The following is a 17,576-nucleotide window of genomic DNA, read 5'->3' as shown; positions in this document are numbered from 1 at the left end:
TTTACTTTTTACTTTTTACTTTTTACTTTTTACTTTTTACTTTTTTAAACAGCTTTAACTTCACAAGTATAAAAGGGGTGTCTAATTTATACTCATGAGATTGAAGCCAAGCATGAGCACCATTAAAAGAAATAAAAACCCTACGCTCATAACTAGGTATTGAGTAATGGATCATTTTTCCAATTGTTCAGCTTTAAGCGCAGTACTTTGCAACAATCGGTTCTATCCCGGGCACATCCAATTCCCGTTCATCAAAAGTGATAAAATGGCCTATTGTACGTCTTTCAATGGCGATGTTTTTTGCCTTGACTCTTTAACCTTAACCATTCGCCAACTTTACTTCTTAGCTGATATTCCACCTTGATAGGTATACACCAGACTGGCACCGATTGAAAACAAGAAGTAGCTTACTATTACTGCTCTTAGTTCTTTCCAAAAAAACTATTAGCTAGGCCTTTCCTAACATAACTAAAATGGTTTAAATCCCAAAAAACGAAAGCTACCATCAATATAGTTGCGGTAGCTCTCATCAAGTCAATATAGTATTTCTTCATATCAGAGCCAGAACTTGATACCTGCAACAAAAGCAGTATCACGAGTACTTTGCCCATTTAACTTCGCAAAGTCGGCTGTATTACCAAATTTATTTGTCCACTCAACGCCAACATAGGGAGCAAACTGGCGGGTAAACTCATAACGAACCCGAAAACCAATAGCACTGCTAGACAAGCCACTACCAAGGTTATTTTGGACGTCATCCTTACCGTAAAGCGTCAACTCTGCTCGTGGTTGAACAATTAACTTTTGAGTAAGTAATAGCTCATACTCAGCTTCGATCGAAAATGCACTATTACCTTGCTCTCCTAAATACGCAGTCATATCAATTTCAAACCAGTAGGGGGCTAGACCTTGTAAACCAAAAGCTAGCCATTTGCGGTTTTCACCTTCGTTATTGTAATCAAGTCGAATACCGACTTGTGTATCCCAATAAGCAGATATTGCGTGGCCCCATAGAAAATCTGTTTGGTTCTCCTCTAAATTACCTTCGCTAAAATCTCCTTCAGTTTTGATGACTAATCTATCAAAAGTAGTGCCATACCATGCCTGAAAGTCAAAAACACCTGCGTTTGTTTGCTCATTATATTCAAGACGATCCCCTAGTAGCGCGTAAAATGAATGCTCATCTGCCAAAGTCAGTCGTTTGTCGCTACTGAGTGCATAAGGACCTTCAGTCAAAGTTGTACCTGCTGCATAAGCATGGGGGTCTCTAGCATCTTTAGGTGCATCTCCACCTTGTGCTTGCATTTTAGAATCACCCATCTCAGTCATCTCATCTTTTGCAGATACAGATACACTTATAAGGGGCAAACCTATTAATAATAGTCTTAACGTATTGGTTAGTATTAATTTTTTCATGATACAACTACCTCTCTAAACATACCTGCATCCATGTGGAATAATAAATGGCAATGCCATGCCCAGCGACCTACGTCATGAGGTGTTGTTAAAAAACTAATTCTTTGCGCTGGTTGTACAGGGATAGTATGGCGACGAACCTGTACATCACCTTTTTCATTCTCCAAATCGCTCCACATACCATGCAGGTGCATGGGATGTGTCATCATTGTATCGTTTTGTAAAATAACTCTTAAACGTTGATTATGCTTCATGTGAACTGGCGTGCTTTTTCCAAATTCCAAGCCATCAAATGACCAGCTATAACGCTCCATGTTTCCAGTTAAATGTAATTCAATTTCAGCCTCTGGCTCTTGCTGGTTTGTAATTCCCTCAAGAGAATGTAAATCTGCAAGTGTTAAAACACGGCGTCCATTTTTACGTAAACCTATACCGGGATCATCAAGGTTTGTTCTAGGCATATCAACACGCATATCAACAGAAGCTCCATACTCTGTTTTTGCATGACGCACTTTAGTGCTAGCAACAGCTAATGGGTTTTTAGTCATTCCATGTTTACTATGATCCATTGCCATCGCTCCATGACCCATTGCACTATGATCCATTTTATTAGAATTCATGCCCGACATGTCTGCCATACCTGCCATCGCGGAATGCTCACCACCTTGGGCCATATTCCCCATCATATCTGTCATCGTTAACCATTCAACGGGATCTAGAGCAGGTACTGGTGCATCAATATTAGGTGCCATTGATAAAGTACCTTTAGCATAACCTGAGCGATCCATGCTTTGTGCAAAAATCGTATATGCATCATTTTTTGGCTCGACAAGTACATCATAAGTTTCACCGGGACCAAATCTAAATTCATCTACTGTCACAGGTTCAACATTTTGTCCATCAGCTTGTACAACTGTTAACTTCAGCTCAGGTATTCTTACATCAAAAAACGTATTGCTAGAACCGTTAATAAATCTAAGCCTAACCTTTTCGCCAGCTTTAAACATTCCACGCCAGTTTGTCAAAGGCGCACAACCATTCATTAAAAAAGTCATTGCAGATGCTGATAAGTCTGCAAGATCTGTAGGGTTCATTCTCATTTTATTCCACATTTCCCGGCGTTGTAGCGCATTTGAAACGCTGCTATTTGAAATGTCATCAAAAAACTCTGGAACAGTAGGTTGATTAAAGTTAAATACATCGCCCTGTACTTTTAACTTGCGAAACAAATCCATTGGGTCATCATCAGTCCAATCAGACAATTGGATGACATGCTCATTGTCAGCACTAATAATATCCTTTTCTCTTGGCTCAATAATTAATGCGCCGTACATACCTGTCATTTCTTGAAAGCCACTGTGTGAGTGATACCAATATGTGCCGCTTTGTTGCAGCTTAAATTTATAAACAAAGGTTTCACCCGGCATTATACCTTTAAAGCTAATACCCGGTACGCCATCCATTTGATACGGAAGAATGATCCCATGCCAATGAATTGAACTCGGCACTGATAATTTATTAGTTACCCTGATAGTAACGTCATCACCTTCTCTGAGGCGCAAGGTAGGAGCTGGTATTGAGCCATTGATTGTTGTAGCCATTCTTACAACACCTGTGAAGTTTACGGGTGACTCATCTATCACTAAATCTATTACTTCTCCACTTAGTTCGGGCGCAGTACCTGTTGAAGTTCCAGCAATCAAAGATGAAGCTGCATGAAGAACACTTGGAAAAGCAGCTAATACACCGCCAGCAATTACACCTTGTACAAAGCGTCTACGTGGCGTAGAAACTTGATGTAATGGACTTTTAATTCTCATTTTGTACTCCGTTATTTAACCAATAAATTAATGTGACCAATGAATGTGCTTAATCTTCCATTCACCATTTTGTTTTTCCAGCACTATCGTTTCCATGCCTTGATAATCGCGTTCAACACCTTTATGAGTACCTGTAGTTTGACTACGCGACGCAGAGATAGCGGTATTTCCAAGTATCGTCACTTGATGTTCAAGTGTGTCGCTCTTCATCGCTGCTAAATACTTCATATCCGACAACATATGATGATGAGCATATTCATCAGCGCTCCTTTCAACGCGGCCTCCCTCGAAAATGGTGACATCATCCGCTAACTGCGCTCTAGCCTGTTTTTGATTGCCAGTTTCAAGTGCTTGATGAAATGCCAAAACAACTTTTGCGGCAGGGGTATCTATACCTTTAAACAAACCTTTGTCTTTGTTCTTATCACCATGAGCGTTTGCTGCGAAACTAAACGTCATTAATAAAACGAGTAATATATTTATTGTTTTCATTTTCATTCTCTCTTTTAGGTTTTAATTTGCAGGGCCAACAACACTAGTAAGCCCAGCCGTTACAGATAAAATGGCAAAAGCTACTAGCATTTCTATCGAGATAGATTTAGATAAAGCCTCTCTGCCTTGACTATTTTTAAGTTGTGGAACGAGTATTAGTTTATGTTTAGCAGCAAGTGCCAAAATAGACACTACAAGGGCCAATTTAAACAACAGTGTTTGTCCGTAACTTGAGCTTATTAGTGCATCAAGACTTCCGACCAATTGAATCACGAGCCAGAGGCCTGCTACCAACAATAGGCTCACTGTAAAACTTGCTTGTTTGCCAAAGCTTTCCATCAGCAAATGAAGTTCTGCATAACTTAGCTGATGGCAAGCCTGTTTTAGTGGCAATAACGCCCCAAACCACCATGCCATAACGAGCACATGCAAAATAAGCAAGCCTTTTTCAATTGTGCCTAACTCAGAAATATGACCCAGTAACGTGAATGAGTATGCAAGGATTAATAAACTCAACATTAAAGCGCTTTGTTTTAAGTACGAGTTCACAGCGAGTTTGAACCTTAAAGCTAAAGCGATTATTGCGGTAACTAGCCCAAGCGCTCGAAGCAAAGCTCCAGTGCCGACAGAGGAGTCCCACATAATAGCCAATATATCAGCGTCTATCGCCCCCTGAATTCCCTCTTCTGCCATTGCACCAGTACTGGCAAAGAACCAAGTAATATTAGCGATCAAAGCCATAACTATATAAGTTCTTGTCCACGTTAAATTCGCTATTACAGTATTAGTATGAGATTCATTATTCTCAAATATTTGCCTGAAAAATGTATAACCAGCAATACAGGCAAAGCCGACGTAAAATACAATTTTTGACAGTACAATGACTGTATTCCAGATATACATTTCCATATCAATCACACCGCCTATTTTAGTGAACCATAAAGCCGAAGCTATGTTTCATTTTATGACCATCGTTACCTAAGAAGGTTACATCCACAGCATAGTTTGCAGGAGCTAATTTAGGTAGTTTCCATGTAAATTTGCTAGTAGCGACTTTAGAAGGCTCGAATCCAAATTTAAATTCTTCGCCTTGTTTATTGGCCAATGAAACTTTTACAACACGTACCTCTTTGGTGAACACCAAAGTTAACTCTTCTGGAGGATTCATTAGCATTGCATTATCAGCAGGCACACTTTTTTCAAGATGCACATGCGCAAATACCGCACTACTAAAAACGACACTGATTACGGTTAAAAATTTAATTAGTTTTTTCATATTTACCTCTATTTTAGTTTATTGAAATTGCTATTTATGGTTTCTTAACTTCGCTAAGCATTACTTTTTAGCTCCGCCTTAGAAAGCTCCTTGTTAAAGGCGTTTAATTCTGGCTTTTTAACGATTGAGTAAATTACTGGGAGCACAATAAGAGTGAGTAGCACAGCACTTGTCATTCCGCCTACCATAGGTGCAGCAATACGACTCATAATCTCTGAACCTGTTCCTGTACCATATAAAATGGGCATCAAGCCGATAATGATTGTTGCAACTGTCATCATTACTGGACGAACTCGTAAGCCTGCACCGTGCAATAATGCATCTTGATATGCATCATCAGAGATAGGTTCAGCTCGCTCTTCAGCTTTTTCCTTAAGCTCAGCAAGTGCCTGATTGAGATAGACCAACATTATCACACCAATCTCAACCGCTACCCCAGCTAGAGCAATAAAGCCCACGCCAACAGCCACAGAGAAGTTAAACCCTTCCAGATACATCAACCATAAGCCACCAATCATCGCCATAGGCAAGGTAACGATAATGATAGCCACCTCACTAAACGCTCTGAAGTTTAAGTAAAGTAGAATAACAATAATGGCGAGTGTTAAAGGCAATACATAGGTGAGCTTTTCTTTCGCTCTTTCCATATATTCGTATTGCCCAGCCCAAGTAATTGAATAACCTGCTGGTAGTTTTAGATTATTAGCCAAGTGTATTTTTGCACTTTCAACATAAGTACCTACGTCAACACCGTCTATATCGATAAACGTCCAGCCATTTAAACGAGCATTTTCACTCTTAATCCCCGGCGGACCGTTCTCAACTCGAATATCTGCGACATCACCTAGTGCAATGCGTTGACCACTTGGTGTTACAACAGGTAATCGTGATAGCTGCTCAGGAGAGTCTCGATAGTCTTGCGGATAGCGTAAGTTAACAGGGTAACGCTCTTGACCTTCTACCGTTTGGGTAACGTTCATACCACCAATAGCTGTAGAAACCACTTGTTGAACATCTTCGATGTTTAACCCAAAGCGACTTGCCTTATCGCGTGAAATATCAACCTTGATATATCGTCCACCTGCAACTCGCTCTGAGTAAACTGATGCTGTGCCTGTAACTTCGGGTAAAATTTGCTCTATTTGTTGGCCGATTTCCTGAATCACATCAAGCTCTGGTCCGGCGACTTTAATACCCACAGGCGTTTTTATGCCTGTTGCTAACATGTCGATTCGGGTCTTGATTGGCATAACCCAAGCATTCGTTAAGCCCGGAAACTTAACCAATTTATCAAACTCAGCTTTTAACGATTCAGTAGTCACACCCTCTCGCCACTGCTCTTGTGGCTTCAATTGAATAAAGGTTTCAATCATGGTTAAAGGTGCAGGATCGGTTGCAGTTTCAGCTCTTCCTACTTTACCAAATACAGTTTCAACTTCTGGCACAGTGCGAATAAGCTTGTCTGTTTGCTGCAATAACTCCCTTGCTTTACCAATTGAAATACCGGGATAGGTAGTAGGCATATACATGAGATCGCCTTCATCCAATGGCGGAATGAATTCACTACCAATTTTATCGACAGGCCAAAAGCCAACGATAGTCACTAATATTGCTGCTACTATTGTCGATTTTGGAAACTTCATGACTTGCTTTAAAACAGGCATGTAGATAGCAATCAATAATCGGTTTAACGGGTTTTTCTTTTCAGAAACAACTTTGCCTCGAATAAAGTAGCCCATCAAAACAGGCACCAATGTGATCGCCAAACCTGCTGATGCCGCCATTGCATAGGTTTTTGTATAGGCGAGCGGAGAGAACATTCTTCCTTCTTGCGCTTCCAAGATAAATACAGGTAAGAATGAGACTGTAATGATCAGTAAGCTAAAAAATAGTGCAGGGCCTACTTCACTCGCAGCCTTAGCAACAATTTGCCAGCGATTTTCATCTGTTAGTGGTGTTTTCTCCATATGCTTGTGCATATTTTCAATCATCACTATTGCACCATCAGTCATCGCACCAATCGCAATAGCGATACCGCCTAAAGACATAATGTTGGCATTGATGCCTTGCATATACATGATAATGAACGACACCAAGATACCTAATGGCAGAGTAACAACTGCCACAATAGATGAGCGAAGATGAAATAGGAAAGCCACACAGACAATAGCAACGACTGCAAGCTCCTCTAGCAACTTGCTCCAAAGATTATCAACAGCACGATCTATTAACTTCGATCTGTCATAAACAGGGACAATCTCCACCCCCTCTGGTAGAGAAGATTTAAGCGATTCAAGTTTTTCTTTTACCCCGTTTATGGTTTGTTGAGCGTTTTCACCAAAGCGCATAACGACAACACCACCAACAACTTCGCCTTCACCATTAAGCTCTGCGATACCACGGCGCATTTGAGGCCCTAAATTAACGGTAGCAACATCACCAATACGCAATGGCGTGCCTTGTTCGTTAATACCAAGTGGGATTTTCTCTATATCACTAACTGATTGAATATACCCCGTTGCGGTAACCATATATTCAGCTTCAGCCATTTCCACAACGGATGCGCCAGTTTCTTTGTTCCCTTTTTGTAAGGCTATTTGTATTAAACTTAGAGGAATATCGTAAGCTCTCAATTTATCAGGATCTACTTGCACTTGATACTGCTTAACCATACCACCAACGGCGGCAACTTCGGACACGCCCGGAACAGTTTGTAGTTCATACTTTAAGAACCAGTCTTGAATGCTTCTTAATTGGCTTAGATCATGGTTTCCAGACTTATCTGTTAAAGCGTAAATGTATACCCAACCCACACCTGTTGCATCAGGTCCTAATTGAGGTTTTGCCGAATCAGGCAGGCTTGATGCTACTTGGCTTAAGTATTCAAGTACTCTGCTTCTAGCCCAATACAAATCAGTATCGTCATCAAAAATAATGTAGACGTAGGAATCACCAAAAAATGAGTAACCACGAACAGTTTGCGCCCCCGGCACTGATAACATCGCTGTAGTAAGAGGAAATGTCACTTGATCCTGCACTACTTGTGGTGCCTGTCCCGGATAGCTCGTCTTAATTATCACCTGCACATCAGAAAGATCGGGGAGTGCATCTACTGGTGTTTTTTGTAATGAATACAAACCACCAAACGCGATAATTAAGGTAATCAACAAAACAAAGAAACGATTGCCGATAGACCATCTAATAATTGATTCAATCATTATTTTTCTCCCACTTAATGATTAGAATGATCAACAGCAGCTTTATTTTCCTTGCCGTGTTGTTCATCTGATTCAAGAGAAATGTCAGTGATAACTAAGTCATCTCTAACCTCAAAAGTGAAAGTGACATTATCACCGACATTGAAATCAACCATTTCTATATTGTCCGCGACGATAAAATCCATCGTCGCAGCAGGTCTATCCCATTTCTCTATTGGGCCTCTGCTAATATTTAGAATCCGTGTATCAATATCAATCGCATTAATCAAACCAGATACTGTTGCTGATGATACTTCAGGCTCACTCATGATATGAATTCCAGTAATTTCATATCCACCGTCTTCGGTTTTGCTCACTTCAAAGTGCAAAGATTGACCTGACTTTAATGAGTCAATATCGACTTTTTCAGCCACAGTAAAATCCATAACCATTTCAGGCCAATCCCAAGCTTCAGCAGGGCCATGTGAAATATTAACCATGCGGTGCCCTGCCATAACACTATTAACATCCCCTTGCATCCAAACAGAGTTAGGCACTTCATCATGAGTCATTCGTTTAAAGTCAGAGCTTTTACTTGATTCAGAATCAATCAAGAATTGGGCAGATGTCACCACAACGTCATCTTCATTTAAGCCGTCTAATATTTCGATGCTGTCGATATCAACCCGGCCAATAGTCACTTCAATAGATTTAAATTGCCCATCACCTAACGCAAGTACTACTCTGTCCTGTTTACCTGTTCTAATAACGGCTTCTTTAGGCACGAGGATGGTGCTATCAGCTTGATTAGCGTGAATAGAGACTTGTGCAAACATATTTGGTTTTAATTGATAGTCTGTGTTATCAAATTTCAATCTCACTCGGAGTGTGCGTGTTTTACTGTTCAATGTTGGATAAACATAATCAACGACACCAGCCCAGTCCTCACCGGGTAAATAATCCAGTGTCATTGATACAGGAAGTCCTTTTTTAATTAAGGCTGCGTCACGTTCAAACACTTCTGCTTCAACCCAAACTTGATCTAGCTGGCCAATGCTTAATAAGGTGTTTCCCGGCTTTACATAAAAACCTTCTCTAACCTTCAAACCATCGACAACACCTGCTTGTGGTGAATAAAAGGTAATTGTTTGCTGAACCTTTCGTGTCTTTTCTAGCTTTTGAACAAAGTCTGCTGAAAGCTGTAACGCTTTTAGGCGATCTTTGGCTGCTGAAATTAAAGAACTATTGTTGCGCTTTAACGCTATTAACAGCTCTTCCTGAGCATTAACTAACTGAGGAGAATATAGTGTATAAAGAGGCTGCCCTTTCTCTACAGGGTTACCTGCTGCTTTGATGTAAAGTTTATCAATCCAGCCATCAACCCGTGGGTGGATATGAATTAGCTTATCTTCATCATATTGAACATAACCTACCGTTGAGATTTCAGTATGCATATTTTTCAGTTCAACAGGTGCAGTGCGAACCCCAAGGTTATTCACTACATGAGGCGCAATTTTTACTGCTCCGGGGCCAAAGTCATCACCAGATGATCCTTCCTCATACACTGGAATTAGATCCATCCCCATAGGCGACTTACCGGGCTTGTCCCGGCGGTAATTAGAATCCATCGGTGCAACCCAATACAGAGGCTTTTTTTCTCCTGATGTTGCTTCATTACTATTACTGTTTGAGCCAGTACCTTGATATAAACTCAATGCTCCAGCACCAAGTGCTGCCCCAATGATGATGGCAATAATTGTTTTTGTATTCGTTGACATTATTTTTCTCCAAATTGCTGACTGGATAAGTGCTGATTAGTTTTGTGTGAAGTTTGCATCGACTTATGTTCAGCATTTGAGTTAGATTGAGAATGTGCAAAGAAATAGTTGATACGAGCAACTGTTTTAAGTGCGTCAACATCAATTCTTAAAGCTGATATTCTGGTATTTAATTCGGCAATTCTTGCTCGAACAACTTCGGCAAAATCGCCATCATCATTTGTGTAGGCTGTCAATGACGCTTCTGCTTGGTCATGAGTTTGTTTAAGGAGTTGTTCTTGATAGATAGATTGTCTATCTGATAAGCGTTTAAGCTGTCTTAGTTCTTTTTCTAAAACACTGATCATTTGCTTTGTCAGTAATAGTTTCTCGGTTTTAATAGTCTCTGAATCTGCAATAGAAGCTGCAACTTGCTTATCTTGTCTGTTCTCGGTAAACAAGGGTAAATCAAACGTTACCCCAACAGAAAATAAATCAGCTCGGCTATCACCAGAGGGCATATTGTCGCGATAGGCATAACTAGCATTAACACCCCATTGCGGCTCATATTGCTGTTTGGCTAACTCAATTCCTTTTTCTGAAGCTTTGCGTTTTATATCAATCGCAAGTATGGCTGGGTGATTCGAAAGCTCCTGAGCCAATAGATTTCTTGAGTAATTAGATGCTTTTAGGACTGTTGGATTATTCAATTGAATCGAAGGCAATTCTTTTGAGACGCTAAACTCTAATGGTTGCGCGTCAAAGTTGAATGATTCATTCAAACGATCCGCATCGTAAATATGAAGCCACTCATTGAGACGAGCGATTGTCGTTTCTAGTTTCTGCTTTTGCGAAGTTAATCTGTCATCTAACTGCACGATTTCCAACTGAGCACGAATAACATCTTGCTGTCTAGTTTTACCAACAACGTTTGAATAGCTAGCTTTAGCCACTTCCGCCATCTGCTCAAAGAGAGACCAATCATCTTCAATCAATTTAATAGTTTGTTGGGCTAAGTAAGCATCTAACCAAAGTTGTGACACTTGGCTTTTCAACTTAGCTTTACGATCCTCTCGTAACAGTGGAAATTTCGTGGACTCAATTTGTAACTGGTCTTTCTTGATCTCTAGACTGTCGCCTCTCGGAAACATTTGAGAGACGCCAACCTTTAGCTGAGTCATTCCTTCCTGATCTAAATCCCAAGTATCTGTTGGTAAATTCATTATCCCTAGCGATACTTTCGGATCAGGCAAAGTACCTGAAGCAATACTTCTATTTTCAACTGCACTTTGTTTCAATCGGCTACCATGAAGCCAAGGATCATTTTGCTGAGCTAAGGTGATAGCTTGTTCAAGCGACACTACTTTCTCAGCTTGAGCTGAGAATACAGATAAGCCGAGTATTAATGCAGTTGAAAGTGAAGTAAGGTTTGAAGAGTTCAATTTCATTAGAATTGCTCCTCGTATGTCTTAACTTTTGCATAGACTTTGCTCGTTCCATCTTTAAATAGAATTAACACGTTGTATGGCATAAAGCGGTCATCGACTTCCATACCGGGAGAGCCAACTGGCATTGCTGGAACTGAAAGCCCAATCGCATTGGGATGTTCTTCTGATAAGAACTGCTGAATAAATTTAGCAGGTATATGACCTTCAAAGGCAAATCCATTTCTACTCACTGCCGTGTGGCATGAACGGTAATTAGGTTTGATACCATACTTAGTTTTGATGTTGCCGATGTTTCGGAAATCTTTGGAATGCGCAACGATCCCTTTGTCTTCAATATGAGTTATCCATTTTTTACAACACCCACAAGTAGGGGTTTTATAAACGATTAACTCCAAAGGTGTTACGTCGTTATTGTGTGCATGGTTATGTTCGTTGGCGTTTGCAAACGCAGGTGAAAGCAGCATTACTACTGCTATTTTTAAATACTTATTGATCATTTTTGCCCCCAGACATCGCTGGAAAATATCTATAGCGCTACGACGCTATATTGACTAACAGAAAAATTAATTACATGTGCGAGAAATTTGGACGCACTAATCCTGTATTAGGCAAAAATTGGTGGACGATAAAGGGAAGTGGAAATTGAATGAGGTTGTTTAGATTGCAGAGCAGCTACAGATTCACTGAATATTTGAATATCTGTCGAATCAATACTGGAATTTAGGACTGTCGTAGATGAGCAAGCATTTGCAGGACAAATACATTCAACGTCACAACAATCTTCTGATTGACCATTACTGCTTTTATTCATATCACCATGATCCATGTTCATGTTCATGTTCATGTTCATGTGTGATTCGTGAGAACCTGATGACATTTCGCAAGGCATAGCAGAATACGCAAATGCTTGCCCTACAAAGGCAACCAGCATAAGCGTCATTACTAAGACTTTTGAAAATGCTTTAGACATAAAATTCTCTTACAAATATACATCTCCAATACTAATGCAAATTTTTGACTAAGTCAATTGATGCTGTATAAACATTTATGAATATTTGCTGAGGGATCCCCTCGAATTTGACCATAGTATCAGCTCTTTTCCAGTTTGATGACACCCCAGTCAAACTCTGCGGCCCAGAGCGTGACTTGCCGTCTTGCCGCTTGTATCTCTTCTTCAGTTAAGCCCAGCTGGGCGGCCTTTGATAATCGCATTCCCAGGTAGTTAAATGAGAGTACTCGCCGATGTTTGATGCTGTTAGCCTGAAACTGCAAGTGCTTCCCGGCCAGCTCTGCCGCCAGCCCTATCATGTAATGCAACCAATTTGCCAGTGCCGCCAATAGCAACAGCACTTCCAATCGTTCGCGTTTATAAGTACGGTGGGCTTCGCTACCTAAGCCATAGGTCTGGCTTTTCTGGTCGCGGAAGCTCTCTTCTATTTGCATGCGTTTGCCGTAGCATTTGGCAATCTTCGTCGCGTAATCGAAGCAATTGGGCAAGGATGAGACCAACAACCACGGCTCTTTATATTGCTTGTGTTTGTCGGATTTTCGCAGCTTCCAACCGGTGCCCACCAGCACGGCTTGAGTGCGATATTGCTGGGCTTTGGTCAGCTTAACCTCACCCAAGACTTGGGGCGTAGGGCGTGCTTTTTTGTAGGCTTTGGCAACCGTGATATAGGCATCCTGGCCGGGTAGTTGCAGTGTCTGGTTGCCACGAACTCTGGCAATGTAATGCCAGCCGAGCTTACGTATTTGCTTAAACCACGGCACTTTAAAACCCGCATCGGTAATAATCACCGGCTTAAAGTCTGCCGGCAGTACCTGCTTTAACCGGTATAAAAACGCCCTGTGTACGTGTGGGCACGTATACTCGTCCATCGGCACAACAACTTGATGTAACGTCAGTGGGCGACCTTCCAGCGCCAGGCTGGCACGCAGGATAAAATGGCGCTTTTCGGTGTCGGCATTGCTCCAGTCCACTAAAATCAGCGGCTGTTTGCCCTGACGTAGCAAGCGGGTCATTTCGCCATAAATAAGCGGCGCCTCTGCTTGAAGCGCTTCATTTCTTAGCAAACGGTCAGCTCGTTTGATGCCGTGTTTTTATGACGTTTCACTGTCAAAATTACGGCCGATAGCCGTTACCGTGCATTGGCCATTCTGCATCAAGCTTTGTACTGCCGCCCCCACAGCTAAAAATCGGGCTTTGTGCATACATTTGGGGGTGACAAATGAGAGGAAATCGGCGAGCATTGTTTTTACATTCATGGCAGCATTCATGGTTAGGTGTTTTTGGCGAAAGATCAGATCGGGAACTGCCATGAATGTTCCCTTCGCCTCTAACTATTTGTTTTATCTACGCCATTCTTGGGGATTCGTCAGCTATATTGCTTTAATTAAACTTACAAATACTTTTAGGTACATCTGATATTTGTGCAAGCTATAAATTCGTTGCTCACCATTGACTAGAAGTGTCCGCTTTTGGCACTCTCCAGCCACTCGACAACATAATAATTGGTAAAGTATTTTACTGTGTCTGATGGCGCTTAGCTTATCCGACCTACTCTGGCACTAACTGAAAATACTTTTACTCTAAATTAAAATTGAAGCTCTAATCAAAAATATCAATTTTTGTGCCCTGTTTTACTTCAAATTGTAGTTATTCTCAAGCTGTGGCTCAAAATCATCTGAAATGATGGTACCCACAAGCCCACACTTGATATCTAATATTTCATAATTTATACGTTGATGTTTGTCGAATCAAAATATTTTAACTAGCTTAAAGGCAGACTGGTCAAAAACTTAAATACTTATAAAACTAAAAAAGCGCCTGATTAACTCGGAGCGCTTTGTGTTTAGGACAAATAAACAGGTTTTATACAAATTTAAATAACAAATATTTGAGCGCTATCTTCATACTACGCTTATTGCTTTGGCAATATTGCTCATAGTTAATTATGCCAATAGCCATTTTGCTACAGAATAAAGTGAGCGAAATAAACCACGCAAAATTTTGAGTTGATTGATATTGAAAAAATAGTATAGCTGAGCCAATGAATGCAATAGTCGAATAGACGACTTCTATTCGATATTGATTAATAGTTTTCAATATTTTGAGCATTAAAAACCGTCATCGAGCGGGTCAAAAGCATCAAAACAGTCATCATTGTTTGAATCGGCTATCGAATCTTCAATTTCATAAACGGTCATTACTCGATTAGATTGGCCCACCACATTGCCGCCAACATCAACAATATTACAACTCGCATTCGTAATAGGCAGACCGCTGGCTGGATTAATCGCGATATCAGTAACGTCATTATTTTTCATTTTTAAACCTTATTAGTCATTAATTTGCTTTCAAATTTAATGATTTCGTGATAAAAAACAAACCGTTTGACTGCGCAGCTCAGCAACAAACGGTTTGAATTAAGTAATTAGCCCTTCCCTTATTACACCTAATTTTATTAAGTAAAACCTTTTATTCTTTTTCTAAAAAAATTCATTAATAAGTTTATTTTGGAGGCGGCTTTTGTCTGCAAGACAGGTTTTTTTAAACGCATTTTTCGGCACGAAAAACTGCAAAATAGCGCCTCAGAATGAGGCCAACAAGCGCGTAATGTGGTGTAGGCGAAGCCGTAGACACATGGAGAAAGCGCGAATGTACAGCTGGTCTGTACTGACCGCGATAGTGTTTCGCATCAGCGAAATTCGATTAAAATTTGGCACAAATTGTATCGAACCACCTATTTTCGGAGAAAATAACAGCAGATGAAAAAGGCGAGTAGTGAGGAACTCACAGCCTTGTCAGGCGCGGCAGTATGGCGGTCAGTACAGAGCGTAGCTCGGTGCATTCGCGCTGGGTCTACAACGCTAGCGCGATAGCGCGTCGAGTCAGCTCGTTGCGGAGCAACACCAGAGCTGACGGGCGTTTTAGGCCCTATGGTTGAACAACGAAGTTGAGAAACCATCAGCTGAAAGCTGCTTTTGTTGCGATAATTATCGCGACAATGATTCCGTGCATGCTGTCAGAGCATCTCGGAATGAAAAACGGAAATACATTTATAAAATGATGATAATTTTTGTGTTGCGGTACTAGTTAATTTTACTAATTAACTCACTAAAAGGATTTTGTGAATTGACTCAGCAGCCATCAAAAAAATTAGAAATAAACAGCTCATTACTACTTAACTACCCTCGCTATTTTGATATAGATATGCGGTATTATCCAGGCGCAAATAACCATCAAAAAGGCGTTAACAGAACCAAGGTCTCGGTGCTTATTGCAATTCGGTTTTCTATTATTACCCCAGGCATTGTTCGTTGGTTATATGGCATCAATCATCGGTTGGCATTAGAGCATTTAAACCGGCTAGAAAAAGATGGGCTATTGCGTGTGGTAAAAACACACCGCAGTCCAGATGGTCGTGTCTACGTGCCTACCTATACTGCAGCCAAATTTGCAGAGGAGTTAATGGGCATCGATATACATTTTAGAGCGAATAGAAACCCTGCTCTGCAGTTCAATCAAAACAATGTAATGCATAACCTGATTAATGCATTTGTCATGCTGCGCGGTATACATAATTACCACAGTGATGAAACGTACGCACCAATGTGGACGGGGTTTATTACCGAGCCTGAATTTCAACGAATTAACAGCCTATCCGCAGCAAGAACTGTGGATGGCGCTGTGTTACTTCCTGATGGCTTAATAGCCGCTATTGAGGTGGAGCACTCTTTTAAAAACAAAACTGCACGACAGGCCATTTTGCTAAAATATTTGGCCTCGTTAAAAAATCGTGATTACAGTAAGATTTTTTTGTTCTCCCAATCAGTCAAAATTTTTGATGACATTAAGCGACTCCACGAACAGCTATTTGAGGAAATGCCGCAACGTTTTGACAAAAAAACACGAGCACCACTTCTCAGTGAAAGTGATGCTGAGCTGCTGCGTGCCTCAATAATATACCGAACTAAATTGTGTGAAGAAATTAATGAAATGTTTTACTCGTAATGCAGTAGTATAAACATTAAGGCGTTATGGTTTTTTTGCTCAATTGTTTAGAGTAAAAAACCTTAGTTTCATCGTCACCAAGGATTTTTGCATACGTTATACAGCGCCTTATATCGACTTTTGCCAACCTAAAATCAGGGTTTTGATTCTGTTTTAACAACTCATAGGTTCTTAATAGCTTGAGGTTTTCACGAGCCCAGACACCTTCTTTAGCTGACCCTTTTTTGACTTTAGGGCGGCGAAATAGATTCGGCCGTGCTATATGTTCACTTTTACTAGGGCACTGGGTGATGTACGCAAACTCAATCGCAGTAATACAATTGCCCATTTTTTTGGGCCTAAATGTTACGCATATGTCTGTGTGGGCATTGATTTTTTCAATAGCCGGTAGCAATACGCGATTTTTAAAATCCCGCCATGCTCCGTATGATTCAGATAAAAATAATTTCTGTTTCATCTCTGGTAGTTGTAAATTCAGGACTACAGAGCCCCGTCGTTTGTAATTTTTATAATTTCGCACCTCGTTTAGGAGTGCATACAACCGAAATGATGCTAACGTGTTAAGTTTTACTGTGTTATGAAAATATAATCTTGTGAAATCACCCTCAATATTAAAAATATAGGGCTCGATGTCTTTTGAGAACTCCAATGTGATAAACGAGCCCTGATTTTTCACCTTTTCATATCTAGCATTGCTCACCCAGGGGATTGAAAGCGACTGCCCGCTATCGTCTAAAATGCTTACAGATTTATCTCTTAGTGACTCTGCAGCTGCGCTCAGCTGCTCATAAACGCTGTGCTTACTCAGACCGAAACACTTGGCATATTCCGTTGGATAAATCACAATTTTTCCTGGGTTAGACTTTTTGGAATTAATTTTAGACAACGCTAGATTTATTAATCGCTGCTCATTAACCTCTAGCGAATAACCCGCATGTAATAATTTATTAGCGAAAACAATTTTTGGAGAATTTTTACTGCTCATTTCTCTACCTCATTTCTGGTTGATGCTGTTATGCTAACCGCGGCCCAACCAATAAAAGAAATTTCGGTAAGTTTTTTGATAAATAAAATTTTTATTTATTCACAGCATACATGTCCCCCTAAACCGTATAAATTGCCTACTCATTTCGTATAAAGTGCCACAACAAACATA

13 protein-coding genes and 1 pseudogene are annotated in these 17,576 nt (G+C 40.5%); 1 reads left to right on the top strand and 13 read right to left on the bottom strand.

Translation table 11 applies throughout. The features are described 5' to 3' along the window. Positions 1 to 555: 555 nt before the first annotated feature. From A9479_RS17990 to A9479_RS17930, 12 genes and pseudogenes are all read right to left on the bottom strand, one after another. The gene (locus tag A9479_RS17990; RefSeq protein ID WP_004589262.1) at positions 556 to 1,416 is read right to left on the bottom strand and encodes a copper resistance protein B; all 861 of its coding nucleotides are present in this window, start codon (positions 1,414 to 1,416) and stop codon (positions 556 to 558) included. Next, positions 1,413 to 3,236 (bottom strand): copper resistance system multicopper oxidase, encoded by a 1,824-nt coding sequence (locus tag A9479_RS17985; protein WP_064664178.1) that lies wholly within the window; start codon positions 3,234 to 3,236, stop codon positions 1,413 to 1,415. Before A9479_RS17985 ends, A9479_RS17990 begins: the two co-directional genes overlap by 4 nt. Positions 3,237 to 3,263: 27 nt before the next feature. Continuing rightward, a complete protein-coding gene (locus A9479_RS17980; protein ID WP_021032425.1) occupies positions 3,264 to 3,734 on the bottom strand; it encodes a nuclear transport factor 2 family protein in 471 nt (156 codons plus the stop codon). Positions 3,735 to 3,749: 15 nt separating this feature from the next. Beyond that, positions 3,750 to 4,637, bottom strand: a complete 888-nt coding sequence (locus A9479_RS17975) for a copper resistance D family protein (protein ID WP_010558031.1) — start codon at positions 4,635 to 4,637, stop codon at positions 3,750 to 3,752. Between the two features lie 19 nt (positions 4,638 to 4,656). Beyond that, a complete protein-coding gene (locus tag A9479_RS17970) occupies positions 4,657 to 5,004 on the bottom strand; it encodes a copper resistance CopC family protein (protein WP_010558032.1) in 348 nt (115 codons plus the stop codon). Positions 5,005 to 5,057: 53 nt separating this feature from the next. Next, positions 5,058 to 8,222 (bottom strand): efflux RND transporter permease subunit, encoded by a 3,165-nt coding sequence (locus tag A9479_RS17965; protein WP_008467841.1) that lies wholly within the window; start codon positions 8,220 to 8,222, stop codon positions 5,058 to 5,060. Between the two features lie 14 nt (positions 8,223 to 8,236). After that, positions 8,237 to 9,979, bottom strand: coding sequence for an efflux RND transporter periplasmic adaptor subunit (locus tag A9479_RS17960; protein ID WP_004589254.1), 1,743 nt, complete (start codon positions 9,977 to 9,979; stop codon positions 8,237 to 8,239). Beyond that, complete coding sequence (locus A9479_RS17955) at positions 9,979 to 11,406, bottom strand: TolC family protein (RefSeq protein WP_004589253.1); 1,428 nt, start codon at positions 11,404 to 11,406, stop codon at positions 9,979 to 9,981. Before A9479_RS17955 ends, A9479_RS17960 begins: the two co-directional genes overlap by 1 nt. Beyond that, positions 11,406 to 11,903 (bottom strand): DUF411 domain-containing protein, encoded by a 498-nt coding sequence (locus A9479_RS17950; protein ID WP_004589252.1) that lies wholly within the window; start codon positions 11,901 to 11,903, stop codon positions 11,406 to 11,408. Before A9479_RS17950 ends, A9479_RS17955 begins: the two co-directional genes overlap by 1 nt. A gap of 107 nt (positions 11,904 to 12,010) precedes the next feature. Further along, complete coding sequence (locus A9479_RS17945; RefSeq protein ID WP_010558035.1) at positions 12,011 to 12,376, bottom strand: hypothetical protein; 366 nt, start codon at positions 12,374 to 12,376, stop codon at positions 12,011 to 12,013. Positions 12,377 to 12,495: 119 nt separating this feature from the next. Beyond that, positions 12,496 to 13,671, bottom strand: a pseudogene (locus A9479_RS17940) (IS4 family transposase). An 852-nt stretch (positions 13,672 to 14,523) separates the two neighbouring features. Then, positions 14,524 to 14,733, bottom strand: a complete 210-nt coding sequence (locus A9479_RS17930; RefSeq protein ID WP_064664176.1) for a hypothetical protein — start codon at positions 14,731 to 14,733, stop codon at positions 14,524 to 14,526. Between the two features lie 808 nt (positions 14,734 to 15,541). On the opposite strand from A9479_RS17930, the gene A9479_RS17925 reads away from it, so the two are divergent. After that, positions 15,542 to 16,420 (top strand): hypothetical protein, encoded by an 879-nt coding sequence (locus tag A9479_RS17925; RefSeq protein WP_064664175.1) that lies wholly within the window; start codon positions 15,542 to 15,544, stop codon positions 16,418 to 16,420. Positions 16,421 to 16,436: 16 nt separating this feature from the next. Here A9479_RS17925 and A9479_RS17920 read toward each other — a convergent pair whose 3' ends face one another. Next, complete coding sequence (locus A9479_RS17920; protein ID WP_064664174.1) at positions 16,437 to 17,405, bottom strand: replication initiation protein; 969 nt, start codon at positions 17,403 to 17,405, stop codon at positions 16,437 to 16,439. Positions 17,406 to 17,576 lie beyond the last annotated feature (171 nt).

This window comes from Pseudoalteromonas sp. MQS005 (assembly GCF_001661605.1).
GTDB classification, from domain to species: domain Bacteria; phylum Pseudomonadota; class Gammaproteobacteria; order Enterobacterales; family Alteromonadaceae; genus Pseudoalteromonas; species Pseudoalteromonas tetraodonis.
The sequence above is the reverse complement of the archived record's forward strand: the minus strand, read 5'-3'. Positions and strand labels throughout refer to the sequence as shown.

Excerpts from the sequence above, each read along its gene's own strand:
- A9479_RS17950 (WP_004589252.1), bottom strand. The coding sequence starts at position 11,903 with ATGATCAATAAGTATTTAAAAATAGCAGTAGTAATGCTGCTTTCACCT.
- A9479_RS17975 (WP_010558031.1), bottom strand. The coding sequence starts at position 4,637 with ATGGAAATGTATATCTGGAATACAGTCATTGTACTGTCAAAAATTGTA.
- A9479_RS17970 (WP_010558032.1), bottom strand. The coding sequence starts at position 5,004 with ATGAAAAAACTAATTAAATTTTTAACCGTAATCAGTGTCGTTTTTAGT.
- A9479_RS17930 (WP_064664176.1), bottom strand. The coding sequence starts at position 14,733 with ATGAAAAATAATGACGTTACTGATATCGCGATTAATCCAGCCAGCGGT.
- A9479_RS17990 (WP_004589262.1), bottom strand. The coding sequence starts at position 1,416 with ATGAAAAAATTAATACTAACCAATACGTTAAGACTATTATTAATAGGT.
- A9479_RS17980 (WP_021032425.1), bottom strand. The coding sequence starts at position 3,734 with ATGAAAATGAAAACAATAAATATATTACTCGTTTTATTAATGACGTTT.
- A9479_RS17955 (WP_004589253.1), bottom strand. The coding sequence starts at position 11,406 with ATGAAATTGAACTCTTCAAACCTTACTTCACTTTCAACTGCATTAATA.
- A9479_RS17965 (WP_008467841.1), bottom strand. The coding sequence starts at position 8,222 with ATGATTGAATCAATTATTAGATGGTCTATCGGCAATCGTTTCTTTGTT.
- A9479_RS17920 (WP_064664174.1), bottom strand. The coding sequence starts at position 17,405 with ATGAGCAGTAAAAATTCTCCAAAAATTGTTTTCGCTAATAAATTATTA.
- A9479_RS17960 (WP_004589254.1), bottom strand. The coding sequence starts at position 9,979 with ATGTCAACGAATACAAAAACAATTATTGCCATCATCATTGGGGCAGCA.
- A9479_RS17985 (WP_064664178.1), bottom strand. The coding sequence starts at position 3,236 with ATGAGAATTAAAAGTCCATTACATCAAGTTTCTACGCCACGTAGACGC.
- A9479_RS17945 (WP_010558035.1), bottom strand. The coding sequence starts at position 12,376 with ATGTCTAAAGCATTTTCAAAAGTCTTAGTAATGACGCTTATGCTGGTT.